Origin of the sequence: Thalassobacterium sedimentorum (assembly GCF_031127905.1) — a bacterium.
Lineage (GTDB): Bacteria > Verrucomicrobiota > Verrucomicrobiia > Opitutales > Coraliomargaritaceae > Thalassobacterium > Thalassobacterium sedimentorum.
This window is the reverse complement of sequence record NZ_JARXIC010000001.1, coordinates 251,499-270,770: the sequence shown is the minus strand read 5'-3', so window position 1 is coordinate 270,770 and position 19,272 is coordinate 251,499. Positions and strand designations below refer to the sequence as shown.

10 protein-coding genes are annotated in these 19,272 nt (G+C 48.4%); 8 read left to right on the top strand and 2 right to left on the bottom strand.

The features are described 5' to 3' along the window. Positions 1 to 557 precede the first annotated feature (557 nt). Entirely contained in the window at positions 558 to 1,436 is an 879-nt protein-coding gene (locus QEH59_RS00905; protein ID WP_308983474.1) for a hypothetical protein, read from the top strand. Between the two features lie 128 nt (positions 1,437 to 1,564). Here QEH59_RS00905 and QEH59_RS00900 read toward each other — a convergent pair whose 3' ends face one another. Further along, positions 1,565 to 2,524 (bottom strand): aldo/keto reductase family protein, encoded by a 960-nt coding sequence (locus QEH59_RS00900; RefSeq protein WP_308983473.1) that lies wholly within the window; start codon positions 2,522 to 2,524, stop codon positions 1,565 to 1,567. A gap of 790 nt (positions 2,525 to 3,314) precedes the next feature. Between QEH59_RS00900 and QEH59_RS00895 the strand changes: the two genes are divergently transcribed. Beyond that, positions 3,315 to 4,226 (top strand): PEP-CTERM sorting domain-containing protein, encoded by a 912-nt coding sequence (locus QEH59_RS00895; protein WP_308983472.1) that lies wholly within the window; start codon positions 3,315 to 3,317, stop codon positions 4,224 to 4,226. 907 nt (positions 4,227 to 5,133) lie between these two features. Beyond that, the gene (locus QEH59_RS00890; protein WP_308983471.1) at positions 5,134 to 6,201 is read left to right on the top strand and encodes a LacI family DNA-binding transcriptional regulator; all 1,068 of its coding nucleotides are present in this window, start codon (positions 5,134 to 5,136) and stop codon (positions 6,199 to 6,201) included. Positions 6,202 to 6,408: 207 nt separating this feature from the next. Here the strand turns inward: QEH59_RS00890 and QEH59_RS00885 are convergent, their stop codons facing one another. Beyond that, positions 6,409 to 7,182, bottom strand: a complete 774-nt coding sequence (locus QEH59_RS00885) for a prepilin-type N-terminal cleavage/methylation domain-containing protein (protein ID WP_308983470.1) — start codon at positions 7,180 to 7,182, stop codon at positions 6,409 to 6,411. Positions 7,183 to 7,444: 262 nt separating this feature from the next. Between QEH59_RS00885 and QEH59_RS00880 the strand changes: the two genes are divergently transcribed. The 5 genes from QEH59_RS00880 (at position 7,445) to QEH59_RS00860 (ending at position 19,266) form a co-directional block, all read left to right on the top strand. Continuing rightward, complete coding sequence (locus tag QEH59_RS00880) at positions 7,445 to 10,525, top strand: glycosyl hydrolase 2 galactose-binding domain-containing protein (protein WP_308983469.1); 3,081 nt, start codon at positions 7,445 to 7,447, stop codon at positions 10,523 to 10,525. A gap of 52 nt (positions 10,526 to 10,577) precedes the next feature. Next, complete coding sequence (locus QEH59_RS00875; protein ID WP_308983468.1) at positions 10,578 to 12,770, top strand: sodium:solute symporter family protein; 2,193 nt, start codon at positions 10,578 to 10,580, stop codon at positions 12,768 to 12,770. 84 nt (positions 12,771 to 12,854) lie between these two features. After that, complete coding sequence (locus QEH59_RS00870; RefSeq protein ID WP_308983467.1) at positions 12,855 to 13,925, top strand: LacI family DNA-binding transcriptional regulator; 1,071 nt, start codon at positions 12,855 to 12,857, stop codon at positions 13,923 to 13,925. A gap of 138 nt (positions 13,926 to 14,063) precedes the next feature. After that, a complete protein-coding gene (locus tag QEH59_RS00865; protein ID WP_308983466.1) occupies positions 14,064 to 16,292 on the top strand; it encodes a right-handed parallel beta-helix repeat-containing protein in 2,229 nt (742 codons plus the stop codon). Between the two features lie 40 nt (positions 16,293 to 16,332). Continuing rightward, positions 16,333 to 19,266 (top strand): right-handed parallel beta-helix repeat-containing protein, encoded by a 2,934-nt coding sequence (locus tag QEH59_RS00860; RefSeq protein ID WP_308983465.1) that lies wholly within the window; start codon positions 16,333 to 16,335, stop codon positions 19,264 to 19,266. Positions 19,267 to 19,272: the final 6 nt, after the last annotated feature.

Genomic DNA, 19,272 nt, shown 5'->3' with positions numbered 1-19,272 from the left:
AACGTCATATAGCAGTATATAAAAGGCTAAAGTCATTCCTTAGAGAAGATCACTCTTGAATGTCGATTCAATTAGAAACCAAGGCCTGTAATGCTACCTGCTCGGCACTCACCACTGCTGCAACAAGCGGGTGAGATTCCCTAGCAAATTAATTCATTTTGCCTCATCCACTCATTTGCTTGTTCCAGCAGACAGACATCCCATTGGAGTGCAATTTGTTCGGTCGACAGAATGCAATCAGAGGTTACCTTAGAGTAGAATGGATCGACTTCAATGAATGGCCACTTCACTCAACGGACTGAAACGATTGGCCAAGCAAGCAAGAAGCAACTTTCAAAGCGGCACAGATACTAATAATGGAAAACAGCTTCTCGAATACAAGATGAGAATGATTCTCAAGAATCATTAAATACTTGTTCGGCTCTGATTATTGAGACTCTATGCGCCGTGTGACCGATGTCATGACGCTCATTGCAGCATAAATGGCTGCGCAGCTGCGTCAGCTCATGATCCTTGTAGAGAGCTAAAATCAATCAAAATTAAATCCTAGTTATAAAATGTTATTGAATAAAAAATTGCATCTCTTGCAGTCAAAAAGCACAAGCAAGCCAGTCACCTGGTGTAAACATGCGCTCCTTGCCGCGATAGTATTGGCCCCGAGCAATCATCTACTGGCAGGCCCCTATGCCTCATCGACGGATAGCACGCATGCGATTGATGGCGGCATCTCGAGCAGTTCCGATGCTTTTGTAGGTTGGGCAGAGAGCGTCGAAGACGTGTACATCACCTCATCAGGTAGTGGTGATGCCAATAATGCTCTCGGGGAATATAACAGCAGCTTGCTTTCACTTGGGGATCTAGATGCCGCAGCAATCGCGAATGGTGACACTCCTGGCTCCATCACTTTGGCTTTCGATGGATTCCGAAATGGCGAGGGCTGGGACTTCGCTGTATTTGAAAACGGCTTCACTTTCGATGGTGGACTATTTGCCGAACTAGCTTACGTCGAGGTTTCAAGTGATGGCATCAATTTTGCACGTTTCGATAGTATTTCACTGAATACAGAAGCCAATGGCCCCGGCTTTGGTTCAGCCTTTCAAGGCTTTGACATGACCAACGTTTATAACTTAGCAGGTAAGCATGCTTCAGGCTATGGAACGCCTTTTGATTTAGAACAACTGAGCGACCATGAGTTAGCAATCGCGGGAACACTCGACCTTCAAAACATTCAATATGTGCGATTGATCGATATCCCGGGTGATGGCTCTTATTTAGATAGCCAGGGCAACGGCATTATTGACAATTGGGTCACCACCGGTACCGGAGGTTTCGACCTGCGGGCAATTGGCTACGCCTATGCAGTTCCAGAACCTTCGATGTTCACATTACTAGCAGGAATCATCATCTTCAGCATTGTAGGGACTCGTAGACGATAGAAGTCAACTTCCTCAACGACCGAGCAGTCCCGCAATCCAGGCTCAAAGCATTGACCACGGGGTACTTTCAAGTCTCACAGGAATTTTGAGCCAATTGTGCTTGGGCTTTGGGATGGAGTGCTGTGGATCTACGGAATCGTCGCTGGATCCACCGTGCTGCGTTTGGCTTCCTTGGGTGCGAGTGCGTCGATCTTAGCGATTTGTGCGTCATCCAGTTCAAAGTCAAATAACTGAAGGTTGTGCGCCATGCGTTGCGGGTTGGAGCTTTTGGGCAGAACTACACGGCCACATTGCAATTGCCAACGCAGGATTACCTGGCCAGTGGAGCGTCCGGTTTGTTGGGCAATTTCAGAGATGACTGGATCTTTCAAGATGCCATAGGCTCCGGAGGCGAAAGGGGCGTAGGCTTCAACTAATATGTTGTGAGATTGGCAGTAGGCTTCCAGTTCCAGATCCTGGCAATAAGGATGAAGCTCAAACTGATTGACTGCAGGGACTGTTCGTCCGGCCGAGATTAAGTCTTCAATGTGGTCGGCGGTAAAGTTACAGACGCCAATCCCATGCGCGTCGCCGCGCTTGACCAATGATTCGAATACCTCCCAAATCGCCAGCCGTGCTTCGCGGGCGAAGCCTTTGTCCTTGTTGACGAAGTCGCCTGGCCAGTGCATCAGCAGTAAGTCAACATAGCCCATGCCGAGCTTTTCTTTGGAGGCTTCAAAGTCGTCCATCACGCGTTGTTGGATGTCGGGCACGGAGCCCCAGTTCCAAGTTAAGCGATGGGAGATTGCGACATGAGGTGGCGCGGCAGGGTGGGCCAGTTTGGTGGTGATAAACAAGTCTTCGCGTTGGACTGTGCCTGCGCTCAAGGCGCGTCCGACGATGTCGCCGACGTGGCGTTCGGTGCCGTAGCAGTGCGCGGTGTCTAAGTGCTGATAGCCGGCCTTGAGAGCTTCGGTCACTCCATGCCAGGCTAGCTCCGGGCGGAAGCCTTGCATTTCTGTTTCGTCGGTCCAGTTGCCAAAAGCGCATCCAAAGCCTACTGCGGGTATAATTTGACCCGTATTTAAAGTGAAATTTTGATGAATCATTGCGCAAGCATAGAAGGATTTTAAGCAAATGCAACTTGCGGCCGAAAAGAGATCTAAGGTTATGGGGGAACCTCGATTAAGCTGTGGTCCACCATCTTCGTCTCGTCAACAAAAGTCATTAGCGGATGGTGAGAGTTACGATCACGACGATTGGGATTAATTCAGGTTGAAAGGCACTCATACAGAGTAATGATATTGTGGAAAAATACTTCATGGAAGCTTGGCTCAATTTACAAAGCAGGCTGCGTTGTTGCGATCAGGTGGTCTAGCGGTAGTGTTTTGAGTAGAACCCGGACCAGATCCGAAGTCGGCGGGCCAACTCTTAAAGTCGGTGACTGAATTGTCCCCTACGATCAGAGCCACTTTCTCAGGATTCTTGATCACTTCGATACTGTAGACTACAACAGAGGAGTAGTGTGCTAATCGCAAATAGGGGAAGCAGTGTTTTCATATTAACTGGTTTCTGACTCGTCCAGGTGCTCTAGAAAGATTGGAGGGGCAATGAGCTGCTGGGGTCTTGTGGTGATGCTTGCTGTCAAAGTGTGACAAAACGTTTACTAGCTGTTGAGATGTGATTGATGCGACATGAGGTTTGATACAATGTCAGTATTTTTTATGCTGATCCGCTCCTGTAGAAGCTGAAATTCCTTTTGTTTGATGTATTTAATGTAATAATTAATGTCGAGTGGAAGTGGAGTAAATCACTTGACTTAATGTATTCATGTCGTAATTTTGCGGGTGTTTTACTGAAAAGGTATGCTCATTAATCTTCCCCATATAAATTATTGATATGACTAAGAAATACTTATCCCTGTCGCCTCTTACTCTTAAGGTGGGTGCTTTATTGGTAACCGGCATTGGTTTGCCCTGCATGGTTAATTCTCAAACGCTACCATACTCTTATGATTTTGAAGACCTGTCTCCTGGTAATATTGCTCCTACTTTTTTGGCGGGCAATTTGAATGAAATCACCGGAACCGGGCGTCAGGGGAATCCTTACGGCTGGTACGGTAGCGCTTTTGGCACTAATGAACGAGTCACCATATCTCCGGATATGAACTCTCCTTGGGATGTTGGTGGTAGCCAGTCGGCTGCTTTGGTTGATAGGAATGCCTCATCCATTGCCCCTTCCATCTATAACTATTTCACGGACCGCACGGGTTTAACAAATAATAATCCTTCCTCGGTTGATGTGGATGGCTCGCTTGGTGCAAGCCTGACTGGCAGCGGTTATACAGTCGCATGGGATTTCTATGGTGCGGATCTTAATACGCAGCCTCATTTTGCTTTTTATTCATCAAATGGTACTGAAGCTTTTGCTCTGGATGTTCGCTATTCAACGCATTACCTTCGCTACTCAGACGGTTCCGGTTCGACTCAACTTGTTGAATATGCAATGAAGGATGAGAATTGGTATCGCTTCGAGGTGGTCGATATCGATATCGATAATCAAACCTATGGTTTTAATGTTTATGAATGGAACGGCACCAGTGGGACGACTGTGGCAACCGTTACTGATGCCGCATTTGCAAATTCAGTTACTGACCTCGATTATTTTCGTCTTCGCGTGAATACAGCAAACACTGAACCTGAGTATTATTTAGATAATTTTTCGATCATTCCTGAGCCGTCCTCTACGGCTTTGCTCTTTGGCTCATTTACTTGCATGTTGGCGATCTTTATGAAGCGCCGTCGTCAGTAGCCATATGATAAATCAAGCAGTGTGGTTTGTCTTGAATCAGGTCTGCTTGGCGAGAACTTAATCGCATACATGCCTCCCCGATGATCCGCGGGGAGGCATTTTTATATTCGTTCATATGCTATATGTGAATGTGTATTTCAACTCAAGGTCGCTATTCGTATGTCCCTAAATGGCAGTTTTTTTTTGCTTTTATCGAATATTGTTTGGAGGCGCTCTATTGCTACTGTCTGCTCTTCATTTGAGAGCGGGGGGAGTTAATGCAGCGCGATGCCCTATCATTATGGCGATTCACTCGCTGTTGTTTTCGGCCTGATGTTGGGGAATCAATTCACCAAGTTTGAGAACAACCCTCTGCAGCGTCGGATAGGCCCTTGTGATGTGAGCTTTCATTAAGAGCAGTATTATATTTATTTTGCTAACACCAAGTATGACGGAGTTGCTCGCCGGAATCGGCCGTATGTTCGTGGCGCACGCTCGCAAACAGGCTTAGCCTCCGTTTTGGTCGATACTTTCTTTGGGTGGTGCGGTCATTGGATAGGGCTGCTGAAATACGATTCAAAATATTCAAAGGGCGGTTCGAGGACTCGCGAAGATTGTGTAGGGGTATTACCATGAGGTGGCGCGTGCAGATTATTACTTGGGCATAATGAATCAACTGCGTTAAATTGTAATTCTACATTAGTTTTGTCAATGTCGTGAAATTCTAGGTTGATTCTTAAGTCGCTCGGTTCATTTCGGTATCTTTGTTTTCGCTTGTAATATGTGTGCTGCTAGGGCTTATTTTCTGATGGGACAGGGGCGATTCGATGCAATGAAGCAATTGTTTAGAAAATGTGCTTTCTTGTGGCTGAATATGCGTATTAATCAATTGACATAGAAATGTATCAATGTAGCAATTTAAACTCATATGAAATTGACCACTGAGGATATTGCAAATGAAGCAGGCGTGTCACGTGCAACGGTTTCCCGAGTATTGAATGGGCATGGTGGGGTCCGTCACGAAACCGTTATCCGGATAAATAAAGCGATGGATCGCTTGGGCTATGTTCGGCCGGCGTTGCGGCCGGGGCCGCGTCCTCGCAACATGACGCCACAGCAGCAGTCTTTGAAGTCCGTAGGCTTGGTGCTTCTGGGGGGAGCTGGAGGGATGTTCACAGAGCCGACGATGGCCTATTTGATTGAAGATTTGCAGCGTGTTTGCCGCGCACGTCGTATCAATTTGGTTTTAGAGCAGACCAGTGATCCACATGAGCTGCCTCATTGTGTAGGGAGTGGCCAAGTTGAGGGGGTTATTTTGATGCCGTTCGGCTTGGCGGTGGGGGCGCAACGTGATGCCTTGAGGTTGTTGTCCGCTCGCATTCCCTGTGTGCATGTTTTCGGGCCGAGTCATCCCTTTCCGCTCATGGACCATGTAACGGTTAATGATGTAGCAGTGGGCGCATTGGCTTACAAAGAGCTGGTTGAGCGCGGTTGTGATTCCTTTGTCCTCGTGGATGGTTCAAATTGCTTTCATGAGGCTCAAGTGGTGCGTGGGCGTGCCTTTTTGGACCGTTGTTTATTGGCGAAGCATCCATCGGCTGTGATCAGTGCCAGTCATACTGAGTTTGCTAAGGAAGGGCTCTGGCCAGGCAATGTGCATGTGATGGATTCCCATGAGGCTGCTGTTCGAGTTTGTGCTAAGTTGAAGTCGAAGGGGGCAGTCGGTTATTTCTTTTCTCTGGATAAGGATGCCGGTGCCTTTTATCGAGCCCTTTCGGAGGCTGGACTTTTTGATGATGGTCGTGGCGAAATGGTCGTGGCTGGAGTGACTCCTGCTTACGTGGACTCGCTGCAGCCTCGTCCGATACTTGTGGATACCTGTCTGGGGGAGGTTTTGGAAGGCGCTTTGAGTCGCTTAGTGGTTCGTATTGGTCAAATGAATGAGCGTTCGGTTACTACTTTGATTGCCCCTCGCGTTCTTGATGAGAGCGATTAGTGCGAGGGGTGCTGGCCTGTCGCGTTGTAAGTGCCATGAACCCAGGATGCGTGATTCGGGTTGTCCAGTGGAATTGTGCGGCCTGGGGCGATGGATGGCTCAGGCAAATAGATTATTCCGAGTATGCAGAGTTGCTGATAAGGGCGGGCCCAGAGCCTATTCATTGGCGCGTCGTATGGTAGGTGAGGCCTGTGCAGTGGCTGCAAGCTACTGAAGCTTGGGGTCAATCTGCTCTGGTTCGATTGTTGCTGGGTCGACTGCTGCGACATGATAGTCTGCAAAGAGAATATTGGCTTTTCCATTGTGGCGCGCACCTATGTTCTCAGTGTAAGGCCAGATGTTTATGTCAAAATATTGACGTGTTTGTGGGACTAGATTGTCAGCTGCGTTGTCGGTAACCAAAATTGTATCGGGGAGGTCTGGGATGTTGATGGGGTTAATTGGTTTATATAGCGGGTTGTAGGAGCTAGCTTGCCAGCCCATAACAATAGCGTTAAGGGCGTAATCGCGATATGAGTTAGTTGCCTCTGAGCTGGGGCAGTTGAATATGTGATTCGCATCCGATTTCTCGTATGCTTCCCGGGGGAACTTGTCGGTGCCGTAGCCTGCTTTTTTTGCAATGGCGCCTGATTGAGATATTGCTGAATAGCTGCTTGCAACGGCGGGAGGGTAATCGCCGTTCTCAGCTACGATGAGCCCGATGGTTTGTCCAATAGTTCGAAGATTGCTGACGCATTTGGTCGCATTCGCAGATTCCCGGATTCTTCCTGCTGTAGGGATGAGGATGGCCGAGAGAATCGCAATGACGGCGATAACGCAGAGTAATTCAATCAGTGTAAATGCGGCGTTACAGTGAAAGTCCTTGGGGTTCATTGGGGAAATAGATCGGTCATCAGTCATGCTTGCAGGTGTGCAATGCTTGTTGTTTGAGTAGTTGTAAGGTTGTTTTTTGGTAACCGTCAAGTGGAATAAGTAAGACATTAATGTTACATTTATAGTCTTTATGATTGAATGTCTTTTGTAGTTAAATCGTGTTTTATGGTTGTTTTGATGTGTATTTGTGGGAGGGCATGTATTCTTTGTGGTATGTGATGTTTATGAATGTAGATTATAATGTTGTGAGTATTTGATTGATTTTATGAACATTGTCTGAGTTATTTGCTGCATATTATTTTTTGTGGGCTAGTGCTGGGCGCGCGCTGTCGCTACGCACATGTCCACTAATTCTAGATGATTACCCACAATGCTTAAAAAAAGAGATATATTTGCCGATATCGCTACAGGATCTGCCCTCGCTCCGCGGGAAGGGCTCTATCAGCCGAACGCCCCGATGCCAAATCTGCGTCGTTTGAATTTGAGCGGTGCGCCTGTTGAGATTCCTCGGGTGCGTAAAATGACCACTCATGATGAGCTCTTGGCTGCTTTGGAGACTGAGCGCGAGCGTACCCAGCCATTTATGCAGGATTTAGCTCCAAAGTTGCCTGGGTTGCGTTGTCAGCACGTGTTTGAGTCTTGCGACTGGCGGGTGAAGACAGCTGAGGACGTTGCAGACTTTGCTGCTGCTGAACAAGGTGCTGGGGACTGGGAAACTGTGCAAATCCCGCATTATGGGCCCCCATTGGGGAAAGCTTCGACCTTGTACCGTGTAGAGTTTGATGCGCCAGAGGAGTTGTATGGATTGCCTTCGCATTTTCTTTGCTTTAAGGCTGTGGACTATAGTTGCCTCGTTTATTTAAACGGAGTTTGCCTAGGGGGGCATGAGGGGATCTTTGAGCCTTTTGAGTTCGATGTTCATGGGGTATTGAAGGCCGTGGGGAATGTGCTCTTGGTACAGGTCGACAATGATTTCACCATGTTGGGGCAGGCCTTTGAAGAGGGGCAGGCTGATGGTGATAAAGTCTATGCCGCCACTGGTTTGGGCTACGATGATCCCCAAACTGGATGGCATCATTGCCCTCCTGGTATGGGAATTTGGCAGCCTTTCTATTTGGAAGGACGCTCTATTATTGCGATTACCGATTTGTTTGTTCGCCCTAGTTCCGAATTGGACTCTGTGGAAATCTGTGTTGAGGTGAGCAACGCAGGTGAGGGGCACGAAGAGGTGGTGAGTCTGCGGCTTGGTATCTGGGGGCAGAATTTTGAAGCGAAGGTGTGTTCGGGTTATTTGTATTATCCAACGACGGTGCCTGAGGGTGGTTTTGGTGATTTGGATAAAGAATTGCCCAGTGAATCGCCGTTGCTCGTTGGGAGTGGGAAAAATTATTTCTCATTTACGGTGCCTATCGAGAATGCGAAGTTATGGCATCCGGATTCACCATGGTTGTATCAAGCGCAACTGGAATTGCTGGACGAGCAGGGGGTGGTATTGGACTCCAGTGTACGTCAATTCGGAATGCGCACTTTTGTTCAAAGCGAAGAATCGAATCCGAAGGGGAAGTTTTATCTCAATGGCGAAGAAATCCGGCTGCGAGGCGCGAATACCATGGGGAACATTGACATGTGTGTGTTCCGGGGGGATTACGATCAGTTGGCGGATGATATTTTGTTGGCGCGGCTAACCAATATGAATTTCTTGCGCTTGACACAGCATCCCGTGCAGCAAGAGGTCTATGACTACTGCGATCGTCTGGGGATGATGCTTCAGACTGATCTGCCGCTATTTGCTTCCATCCGGAAAAACCAATTTTGGGAGTGTGTGCGCCAAGCGGGTGCTATGGAGAAGTTGGTCCGTTCGCATCCTTCGAATATACTAGTTTCGTTTATCAACGAACCGATGCCTAATGGCCGTGGGCGACCGCACCGATTTATCGACCGGGAAGACATGCAGTTGTTTTTCGAAATGGCGACCGGCGCTGTGCGTCGGGAGAATCCGGATCGTGTGATTAAATGTGTGGATGGCGATTACGATCCTCCTGCCAAGCTGGGTATGCCGGATAATCATTGCTACTGTGGTTGGTATTTAGGGCATGGAATCGACCTAGGGCGCTTGCATGCCGGTTATTGGTTGCCTGTTAAAGAGGGCTGGCACTTCGGTTGCGGTGAATTTGGTGCTGAAGGCTTGGACTCCTTTGAGGTGATGAGTCAGTTTTATCCAGAGGATTGGGGTGCAACTGCCTTAAATAAGGTCTGGAATCCAGGTGGTATTCCTCAGGCGCAGACTATGAATTTTCACTGGCTTTGGTATTCAACTCCTGAGACGGTTGCCGAATGGATTGATGCGAGTCAGCAGCATCAGGATTGGGTTAATCAGTTAATGACCGCTTCATTTCGTCGAATGGATGGGATGAATACATTTGCCATTCACCTCTTCATTGATGCCTGGCCAGCGGGATGGATGAAGACGATTATGGATGTTAATCGTATCCCTAAAAAATCCTGGTTTACTTACCGTGATTTGTTGTCTCCGGTCATTGTTTCTCTGCGCGCGGATCGTATGACTGGTTTTTGTGACGAGGAGATTCCGGTTGATTTGTGGGTCTCCAATGACACTAATGAGGATTTGGATGGTGCAACGCTGATGTATCAGGTTGCTTATGATGGAACGATACTGGCGAGCGGACAGCAAGCGGCGACGATCCGTCGCTGTGCGCCTGATGCGCAGGGGCAGATTATGGTTACTCTGCCAAATGTTGACTGTGTCGGTTCGGTTCAAGTGTCTGCTGTGTTGGTTGATGCCAGCGGTCAGGCGGTCCACGATTGTGATTTGCAAATCGGTGTATTTCCGCGTGAAGTGGAGGCGGCTAAGTCCGTCTGCGTTTTTAGTGATGACTCTCAGTGGAATGACTTTGTTGAATCGCTCGGCTTACAGGTTTACCCTGAGGATTCCCTTGAGGAGGCTGATGCCATTTTGGTGACTACTGAGTCTCTGGGCGACTGTCAGTCGGCGCGCATTATGCAGGCGGTTCAAGCTGGAGCTACTGCGGTTTACCTTTCGATGTCGCCTGGGCAGTACGAAATTGGGCAAAGTGAGGTTTCCATTACTAAAGCGGGAATGGGGCCGAGGCACTTCGCCTCATGTGGGACTGCGGCGGAGATTGTTGCCGACTTTTCCGACGTTGACTTTAAGTTTTGGTACGATGAGTCGTGTGGCTATGTGACTCCATTGCTTACGACTGTAATGGAGTTGGATCCCGATTGGCAACCTGTGCTGGAGAGCGGTGATGGTGGCTGGGGGCGTCCTTGGAGGGCGGTGCCTGTGGCTGCAGAGCGGCCGGATGGTCTTGGAGTTTGGCGGATTTGCCAAGTGAGTTTACTCAATCGGGTGCAAACGAATCCAGTCGCACGTAGATTTGCTCGCCGCTTGTTCCTCGGTGTTCAATCTTGATTTGATTACCACCTAGTCACACACGGTACCCCCTCTACCTTGGAATTATTTCATGTCTAGCTACACTATTTTTGGTCTGCCACTCATTGACATCGTAGTTATCATTGCATACTTCGCTGTCGTTTTATGGATTGGTTTTCGTGCGATGAAACGAATCAATAGCTCGGAGGATTATTTCCTAGCAGGGCGTAAATTTGGTAAGGGCATTCAGACTTTTGCAGCCTTCGGTCAGGGCACGAGTGCTGAGTCTGCGGTTACCACAACAACAATGGTCAGTACCAATGGTGCTGCCGGTATTGGGATGGGGCTGATTAGTGGTGTCATCGGAATGCCGCTCTTTTGGATGACTACGATGTGGTATCGTCGCTTGCGTTACCTTAGCTTAGCTGAGTTTTTTACCGAGCGTTATGGATCGAAGCGGATGGCCGGTTTTTATGCAGTGATCCAAACAATCATGTTTATGATCGTGGCCGCAGCTGGCTTCACTGCTATGAGTAAGACTATAGCGGCGATCGCTCAAAAACCCGCGGAAGCCCTGACTCAGTACGAGTTGGAAGAACAGGCCTTGGCTCAAGAGTGGCAAGTGCTGAAGGATAAGGATTTTCGTTTATTATCCGAAGTCGAAACTGATCGCTTGAAAACACTGTCTGAGCTTAGACCACAAGCGACTTTCAGTTACATCAATCGAACGTATCTGACGCTTGCTTTAGCTGTCATTATTTTGCTGTACGCTGTTTCGGGTGGTTTGGAGGCTGCCTTTGTTACGGATATGATTCAGGGGATCTTTATAATAATTTTGACGCTAATGTTGATCCCTTTTGCGATGTCGAAGATTAATACGCTCTTTGGCTATGAAGGGTTCATGGGGACCTTCCATGCATTGCATCAGAATTTACCGGAGGCTTTTTTTGAGGTCCTGGGTTCTCCGAATTTACCGCAATTTACTTGGTATTATATTTTGGCTTTCGGGCTACTTTTTTTGGTGAATACAGGGGTGCAGGCGAATCAAATGACTGCGGCTGGATCGGCGAAGGATGATGAAACTGCTCGTATCGGCTTTTTAACAGGTATCTTTATTAAGCGATATTGCTCGGTGATTTGGGGCTTTTTGGCCATGATGACACTCTTACTCTACGGTCAGGAAGTGACTGACCCGGATATGGTTTGGGGGATGGCGACGAGAGATCTTTTGCCGGTGGGATTGGTCGGTCTAATGATTGCTTGTTTGATGGCTGCTTTGATGTCGACTGCGGATGCCCTTATGCTGACGAGTTCGTCATTGCTTACGAACAATTTCTATAAGCCATTATTCCCCGGAAGAAGTGATGGGCACTACATTATGATGGGGCGTCTGTTCTGTGTGCTTTATATCGTTGGTGGCTTAGTGATCGCTCTTCTGTTGGATGATGTATTTACTTTGTTCATCTTTATGCTGACCTTCAATTCGGTTATTGCGGCTTGCTTCTGGATGGGGATGGTTTGGCGTAGAGCCAGTCGGGTGGCTGCTTGGGTATCCATCTGTGTTACGACGGTCTTTACCCTGTTGCTGCCAGTCTTCTTGCCGATGATTCCTTCAGTTCGTAGCAGTGAGTATCTAGCGATGGAGACCAATGGCTATGAGGTGGAGCGTACGTATACGGCTAAGGAGTTTGATGTGCAAAATCGTGAGGAAGAAATCTTGCTTTGGGAGACCTTGCAGGCTCGGGGGGAGGTGAATGGGAGTGCTCCCGAATCTCTCGAGCTTGGGCAGAAGTTTGAAAAGAGTGATTATGTCGAGCCGCGTAGCATTTTCTGGCAGGGGGGGCTAACTACGGATGGCAACGGTATTAGCTCGGGGCGTGGCATGTTGAAGGTGGAGTTGGTCGTCCTCAGCTGGTTGGGAGTGGATCTGACTGCGAATAGTTTTGCTTTTAATGAAACACTGACGGCTATTTTTCGCTTATTGGTTCCCTTTGGCCTCTTGATTCTTGTTTCCATTTTCACCCGTTCGGAGCCGAAGGAGTCATTGGATTTCTTTTATGCCCGTTTGCGGACGCCAGCGAGTGGGGATCCTGTTGAAGACGCGCGTCTTGTCGAAGCCGTTCGTTTAGAGCCATCTTTGCAGGATGATAAGCGATTGTTTCCAGGGACCAACTGGGAGTTTCGGAAGTGGACTAGGTCTGATTGGGTTGGGCAGGGATACGTCATCCTTGGAGCTGCGGGTGTCCTGCTTAGTCTCTATTTAATCGTCAACCTGGGGCGTTAGGGGGCGGATGTCTTAGGTTGATGCGATTCGCTAGGAGATTGATTTTACATTGTGGAATAATGTAAATGGATGTTTGGTTGATTTATGGAAAAGGTCCGCATTGAAGATGTCGCTCGAATTGCGAAGGTTTCGAGAGCAACCGTGTCTCGAGTGATTAATGGAAGTTTCTTGGTTGAGGTTGATACGAAGGAGCGTGTGCGGCGTGCTATGGAGCGGGTCGGTTATGTCCCTTCGTTGAGGCGTCCTGGGCCAAAGCCGAAACTGGGGCGCACTCCTCAGCTCGAAAATGGAACCATCGCGCTGATTATTATCGGGGCGACTTCTCACTTGCTGCAGGAGCCCATTATGATCTCGGTCATTGATAAGCTGCAAATGGCCTGTCGCGCGCGTCAATTGAATTTACTTTTGGATCAGATGTCTAGTGTTAAGGATATCCCGCATTGTGTGCACAGTTGTCAAATGGATGGTGCTATTCTAATGGTGGCTGAGCGTCTGGACTCGCAACGTGAGGCAATTGCCCGTCTAGCGGAAATTCTGCCCTGTGTCCAACTGTTTACCCCTGGGCACCCGGTGGATACAGTGGATCATGCAACAACAAATGATGTGGCGGTAGGCGCGATGGCGTATCATGCATTGGCGGAATTGGGCTGTCGCCAGTTTGTTGCGGTGTCAGCCAATCATGACTTTCATGAAGCTCTGTTAGTTCGAGGACGAGCCTTCTTGGATCGCGCTCAGGATCAAGGTTTTTCAACGGTCTCCTTTGCTAAGATGATGTCGCATGGGCGTGCGGAGCGGATGTGGCCGAGTCCCTTAAGCGTATTTGAGCAGATTGCGGAAGTCGCTGCCGCAGTGAGGCAAATGGCAGCTACGAGTGCAGGGCCTGTGGGCGTGTTCCTGACTTTGGAAGATTATGCTCTTGAGTTGCACCATGCACTTTGTCGAGAGCACTTACTGCAGGATGGACTGGTGTATCTCGTTGTGGCTGGAGCGACTCAGCACTATGTCGGCGGGTTAGTGCCTCGTCCAGTGCTCATCGACCTATGTTTTCAGGAGATCATTTGCACTAGTGTGGATCGGCTGATCTATCGTGCGTTGAATCTTCCTTCGGATCGAATCACACTCATGGTCGCGCCTAAACTGATGGACTGTGCGTGATTGTGTTTGTAGGATTTATTGTAACTTTAAATGACGCATCAATGTATTTATTATTGTTGCCTATTATGTAACTTACTTAAGTCTGTGGATTGACACTGAGACAAACCGATTTGTCTCGGTTTGATCGCCGTTATCCCGATGAATCTATTCCTTAAATTACTCAGAGAACGTAGTCTTCTTGTTGCCTTGATCTACTTTAGTTTGGGCGCTGTCTTATCAGGTGCATCAATTTATGTCTCTCCAAATGGAGATGATAGTGATGATGGGAGTGTTGAACGGCCATTTGCTAGTCTGCAACGTGCACAGGAAGCTGTGCGTGAGATGCTAGCCGAGCAAAGCGAAACCGAGTCATATCGGATACATGTGGCTGCAGGAATCTACCACTTGGAAACATCCTTGAAGTTTGGTTCGGTTGATTCGGGGCGCAAGGGTGCTACGGTAATCTGGAAGGGAGATCCAAATGGTGGAACCATTTTGACGGGAGGCGTTGGTATTCAGCTGAGTGACTTGAAGCCAGTGGAGGATGCTCAGGTTCTAGGGCGTATTCCAGTGGGAGCCCGTGATCAGGTCTTGTCGATTGATTTGAGAGCAATTGGTTTTGAGCACCTGCCGGAGATGCCTTTATACGGCCACAGTATGTCGTTCTTAAATGTTCACACTGAGTGGAAGACGGGGATTGCTGCCCCGGAACTGTATTATAACGGAATCGCTCAGACATCTGCACGGTGGCCGAATCAGGAAGAAGGCTTTGCACGTATTGACGAAGTGATCCGAAATGGAACGGTGATTCGGAATTGGATGGATGATATGAAAGGTTCTGACGGAGGGAGCTACGTGGAACCAGAGGACCGTGAAGACCCTCCTGTGGGGTTCTCCATCCGTGTGGAAGGGGATCGGGCGAAGCGTTGGCAGGATGCGGAGGATGCTCGGTTGTATGGTTTTTGGTATTGGGATTGGTCAGACCAAAGTGTTCAGTTGAAGTCAGTCGATCCTCAAAGTGGGGTGTTGAACTCATGGCAACCATCCGCTTATGGGGTTCGGGCTGGACAACGCTTTTATGTCTACAATCTTCTGGAAGAATTGGACCAGCCCGGGGAATGGTATCTAGATCGAAACACGGGGATTCTCTATCTCTACCCGCCAGATGATAACGAGGATGCATTGATTCAATTATCAGTTCTCGGCGAAAATCTGATCGAACTCGAGGAAGCGAGCCATATCGAATTCGATTCGTTTCAGATGGAGTTATCACGTCGTTCAGGTATGTCAATTCAAGGAGGTCAGGGGTGTCGGATCACTCGCTGCACCTTTCAGAATTTGGGCGGCACCGCGGTTGTGATCAATGGGGGCGCGGAGCATGTGCTTCGTGACAGCACTCTACGTAACCTATCGGCGGGCGCTGTCATCGTCACAGGCGGGGACCGTCAGACTTTGGAAGCGTCTAAACATCGGGTAGAAAACAATTTGATTCATTCATTTGCCCGAGTGCGCAAAACCTATACGCCAGCCATTCAAATCGGTGGAGTTGGACAGAAAATAGTACATAATGAAATACATGATGGTCCACATGCCGGAATCATTTTTGCGGGGAATGATCATCTCATCGAATACAATGAAATTTATGATGTAGTGAATCAGGCTCAGGATATGGGTGCCATTTACGCTGGGCGCGATTTAACTGCCCGCGGCAACCGCATTCGTTCCAACTATATTCATGATATCCCACTTTTGCATGGGGGGCATGCGCATATGGTTTATGGCATTTACCTCGATGATCTCTTTTCAGGCACTGAAGTTTCCGGAAATATTTTTCAGCGGGTGCCCACAGGCGTAATGATCAATGGAGGACGGAATACCTTAATTGAGAATAATGTTTTTGTTTGGGATTGGAACAATGTTTCCTATTCACCGGTTCTCTTGACGACATGGGGTTTGATGCCGAGTAATCGTTCACATTGGGCGACGCATGCTTTTGGTTTAAAAGAAGATCCCCGGCGGGATGATGTAGAGTTGCAGGCGGGAAACGCGGTTCCTTGGGATTCTGAGATCTACGGTAAGTATCCTGAACTTTCTAATATTCTAGAGGATGAGCCCAAGTTACCAAAATACAACGTCATCCGAAAGAATGTTGTTGTTCAGGGGAATGAGGTCCTTCGCATTTGGCTGCGGACCTTTGACGATGATCTGACCTTGTCCGACATTCGTGGTTTGCTGACGATTGAAGATAATCTGGTAACGCAACCAGATTCGAATCTGTTCAAGGATATCAAATCGGGAGATTTTAATTTAAGCAAGGGCTCGCGCATATACTCGCAAATACCTGATTTTCAACCGATTGAATTTAATTTGATGGGGCTCCTCGAGTGAAGCCTTCGTCTTGGTTATCTGCCTATTTTCATTTAAAAACATGAAGCAATTAAAAACCATATACACTCTGCCACTATTGATTTCGGCTGTCGGGCTTTTCTCGGGATGTTCCGATTCTTCGACGACCGAGCCTGTTGAGGAGATCCCGGTCGTCGACTCACCGACGATTGTTGAATTAGTTGAAAGCACTAAAGTTACTCAAGCAGTCGTCGGAAAGATTTCGACCAACATACTTTTACAAAGCTCGTGGGCCAATGACTCCACAGAGGGTGGTCTGTCGCCATCTTGGGAAGTTCTTCCTGAGTCCAAAAGTCAGTCGCTACAAATCGATTCTAATCAAGCTTCACCATTCAGTCCCGATTTTGCAGTGCTTCGCCTTGAAGATAACAATGCTCAAGCGAGTGGAGCGAGTTTGCGTGGCCGTTTTGCATCGACGGTACAGGATGCCTTGCGTGTGACTTTTGATTTTCGTTTGGAAGGGCACTCCACCAATCAGCCAACCTTTGTGCTTGAGGATTCTGAAGGGACTCGGGGGCTTTTCTTCACTTTGAACAACAATAATTATCCGACGACGATTCCAGGCCGCAATGCGATCAATCGCACTGGATCCGCGGACGGACAGCTTGTGGCTCCAGTTCAAACGGGTAAATGGTATCAGGCGGAGTTGTTGATTTGGCCGGCTGATGTGGGCTATTATACCGTGACTTTATCCGAGTATGGTGGGGAGCCTGTGCGAGTGGAGAGCTTGCCGCTTCGTCATAAACTAAAAGATTTTAGTTCGATTCGGTTTATTCCGAATACTCAGTCTGGTGAGGGCACAATTCTAATTGGCAAAGTTCTTGTGGAAACAGGCATTGACCTTAGCCTGGCTGGTGAATTGCGCAAAATCGCTTCGACCGAGGAGACTCCGGTGCAGCAAACAATTTGGGTCGATGCAGCCGCTGAAGGCAGTGGAGATGGTAGTCAGTTGCGACCTTATTCGAGCTTGGAGGCCGCTCGTGACCGTATTCGAGAGTGGAATCGCAGCGGCCGATATCCAGAAGAGGGTGTCGTAGTTGAGTTGGCCGGAGGCATCTACAATCGGGAAAGCACATTTAAACTGACATCGGATGATTCCGGTGAGTGGAATCGTCCAGTAGTTTATCGGGCTGCTCCGGGCAGTACAGTTCGCCTGATTGGTGGTCGAAGTTTCCAACTATCAGATTTTCGTCCGGTTCAGGATTCAGCGATCTTGCGACGTTTACCGAATGTGTCCCGTGGATCGGTGCTACAGTTGGATTTGAAATCCAAGGGAATTACTGAGTATGGAGAATTGCCTCTGTATGGACACAGTATGAGCGCGCTGCAGGAGCAAACCCAATGGCGTAGTGGGACTCAGGCTCCCGAATTGTTTTTTGATGAAGTTCCCATGACCTTGGCACGCTGGCCGAATGAAGGATTTGCCCTGACCGGTAAGATCATCGAGCGCGGTGATCGGATTCGGGATTGGATGGATGATTCGAAGAATACTGAAAAATATGTGCCACCTGCAGAGCGCAATAATCCGCCCAAAGGATTTATTTTTGAGGTGGATGCCCCTGAGCGTTTGCCTCAGTGGAAAGAGGAGAGCGACCTGAGGCTCTACGGTTACTGGTTCTTTAATTGGTCTGACCAAGCCTTGAGCGTGGCCGAAGTGGATGTTGATCAAAGCACTGTTCAAAGTTTGCAGCCATCCGCGTATGCCGTGAAGACTGGTCAACGCTACTTTGCTTACAATGCCTTATCCGAATTGGATGTCCCGGGAGAATGGTATTTGGATCGTCATAGCGGAGTGCTTTATTTGTATCCACTGAATGAGTCATCCACTGCGACCATTGATCTTTCCTTGATGGATCAGCCATTATTGAAGATGGATCAAGTGTCATATGTCCGATTCGAAGGTATCGAATTCGTTGGCACGCGCGCCGATGGCATTCAGGTAAAACAGGGGACTGAGGTCGTCTTTGATCATTGCCGAATTGGGAATGTCGGTGGTACCGGTATTCGTTTGGACGGACTACGAAATCGCTTTCAGAATGGCGAAGTTTTTCAAACTGGACGAATGGGAATTCGTCTGGATGGAGGTAACAGAGCCTTGTTGATTGATGGTGAAAACGTCGTTATCAATTCACACATACACCATTACGCGCGCATCGAGAAAACTTACCAGGCTGCGATCAGTATCAATGGTGTGGGGCAATATGTGGCTCATTGTGAAGTGAATTATGGTGCGCATCTGGGGCTCGCGATTAGCGGTAATAATCACCTGATTGAGCTCAACCACATCTACGACGTCAGCCGCGAAACAGATGATATGGCTGCAATTTATGGTGGTCGCTCCTGGACCTCGCGCGGCACCGTCATTCGTCATAATCTCTTCCGGGACATTACAGGCTACCGTAATGGAACCCACCGCGTATCCGGAATTTATTTGGATGACGGTTTCAGTGGAACGACTGTGACTGGAAATGTATTCATTAATGTGGCGCAGGGACTGATGTTCAATGGTGGTCGTGAAAATCGGGCTCAGCACAATATTTTTATCGATGTAGAAAACACGATGCGTGCGACCGATATGACTTCAGCATTTCAGACTTGGGGTAAAGTGAGCTGGGGCACCTTGAATCAGGACCTTAAATCGAGTCCCTATATGACTGAAGTGTGGAAAAAGGCATATCCTCGATTACCTTCAATTTTACAAGATGAGCCCAATAAGCCGAAGTATTCTGTGATCAAAGACAACGCACGTTATCAGTCGCCAATTATCATGGGAGCGACTGGAATTCACGATTCGATGCGTGCAGTTGGCTGGGTGGAGAACAATTTGGAGCTCTCGCAACGTCCGGGGCACTATGATCCCGATAGCGGCCGCTTTATTGTCAATCCGGCATGCGGCTTATTTGAGGCCATCCCTGAGCTCCAACAAGTTCCTTTTCTATACATTGGACGATACTAGTTCACG

Coding starts and splice junctions, on each gene's coding strand:
- QEH59_RS00905 (WP_308983474.1), top strand. CDS start 558: ATGTTATTGAATAAAAAATTGCATCTCTTGCAGTCAAAAAGCACAAGC.
- QEH59_RS00900 (WP_308983473.1), bottom strand. CDS start 2,524: ATGATTCATCAAAATTTCACTTTAAATACGGGTCAAATTATACCCGCA.
- QEH59_RS00895 (WP_308983472.1), top strand. CDS start 3,315: ATGACTAAGAAATACTTATCCCTGTCGCCTCTTACTCTTAAGGTGGGT.
- QEH59_RS00890 (WP_308983471.1), top strand. CDS start 5,134: ATGAAATTGACCACTGAGGATATTGCAAATGAAGCAGGCGTGTCACGT.
- QEH59_RS00885 (WP_308983470.1), bottom strand. CDS start 7,182: ATGTCTTACTTATTCCACTTGACGGTTACCAAAAAACAACCTTACAAC.
- QEH59_RS00880 (WP_308983469.1), top strand. CDS start 7,445: ATGCTTAAAAAAAGAGATATATTTGCCGATATCGCTACAGGATCTGCC.
- QEH59_RS00875 (WP_308983468.1), top strand. CDS start 10,578: ATGTCTAGCTACACTATTTTTGGTCTGCCACTCATTGACATCGTAGTT.
- QEH59_RS00870 (WP_308983467.1), top strand. CDS start 12,855: ATGGAAAAGGTCCGCATTGAAGATGTCGCTCGAATTGCGAAGGTTTCG.
- QEH59_RS00865 (WP_308983466.1), top strand. CDS start 14,064: ATGAATCTATTCCTTAAATTACTCAGAGAACGTAGTCTTCTTGTTGCC.
- QEH59_RS00860 (WP_308983465.1), top strand. CDS start 16,333: ATGAAGCAATTAAAAACCATATACACTCTGCCACTATTGATTTCGGCT.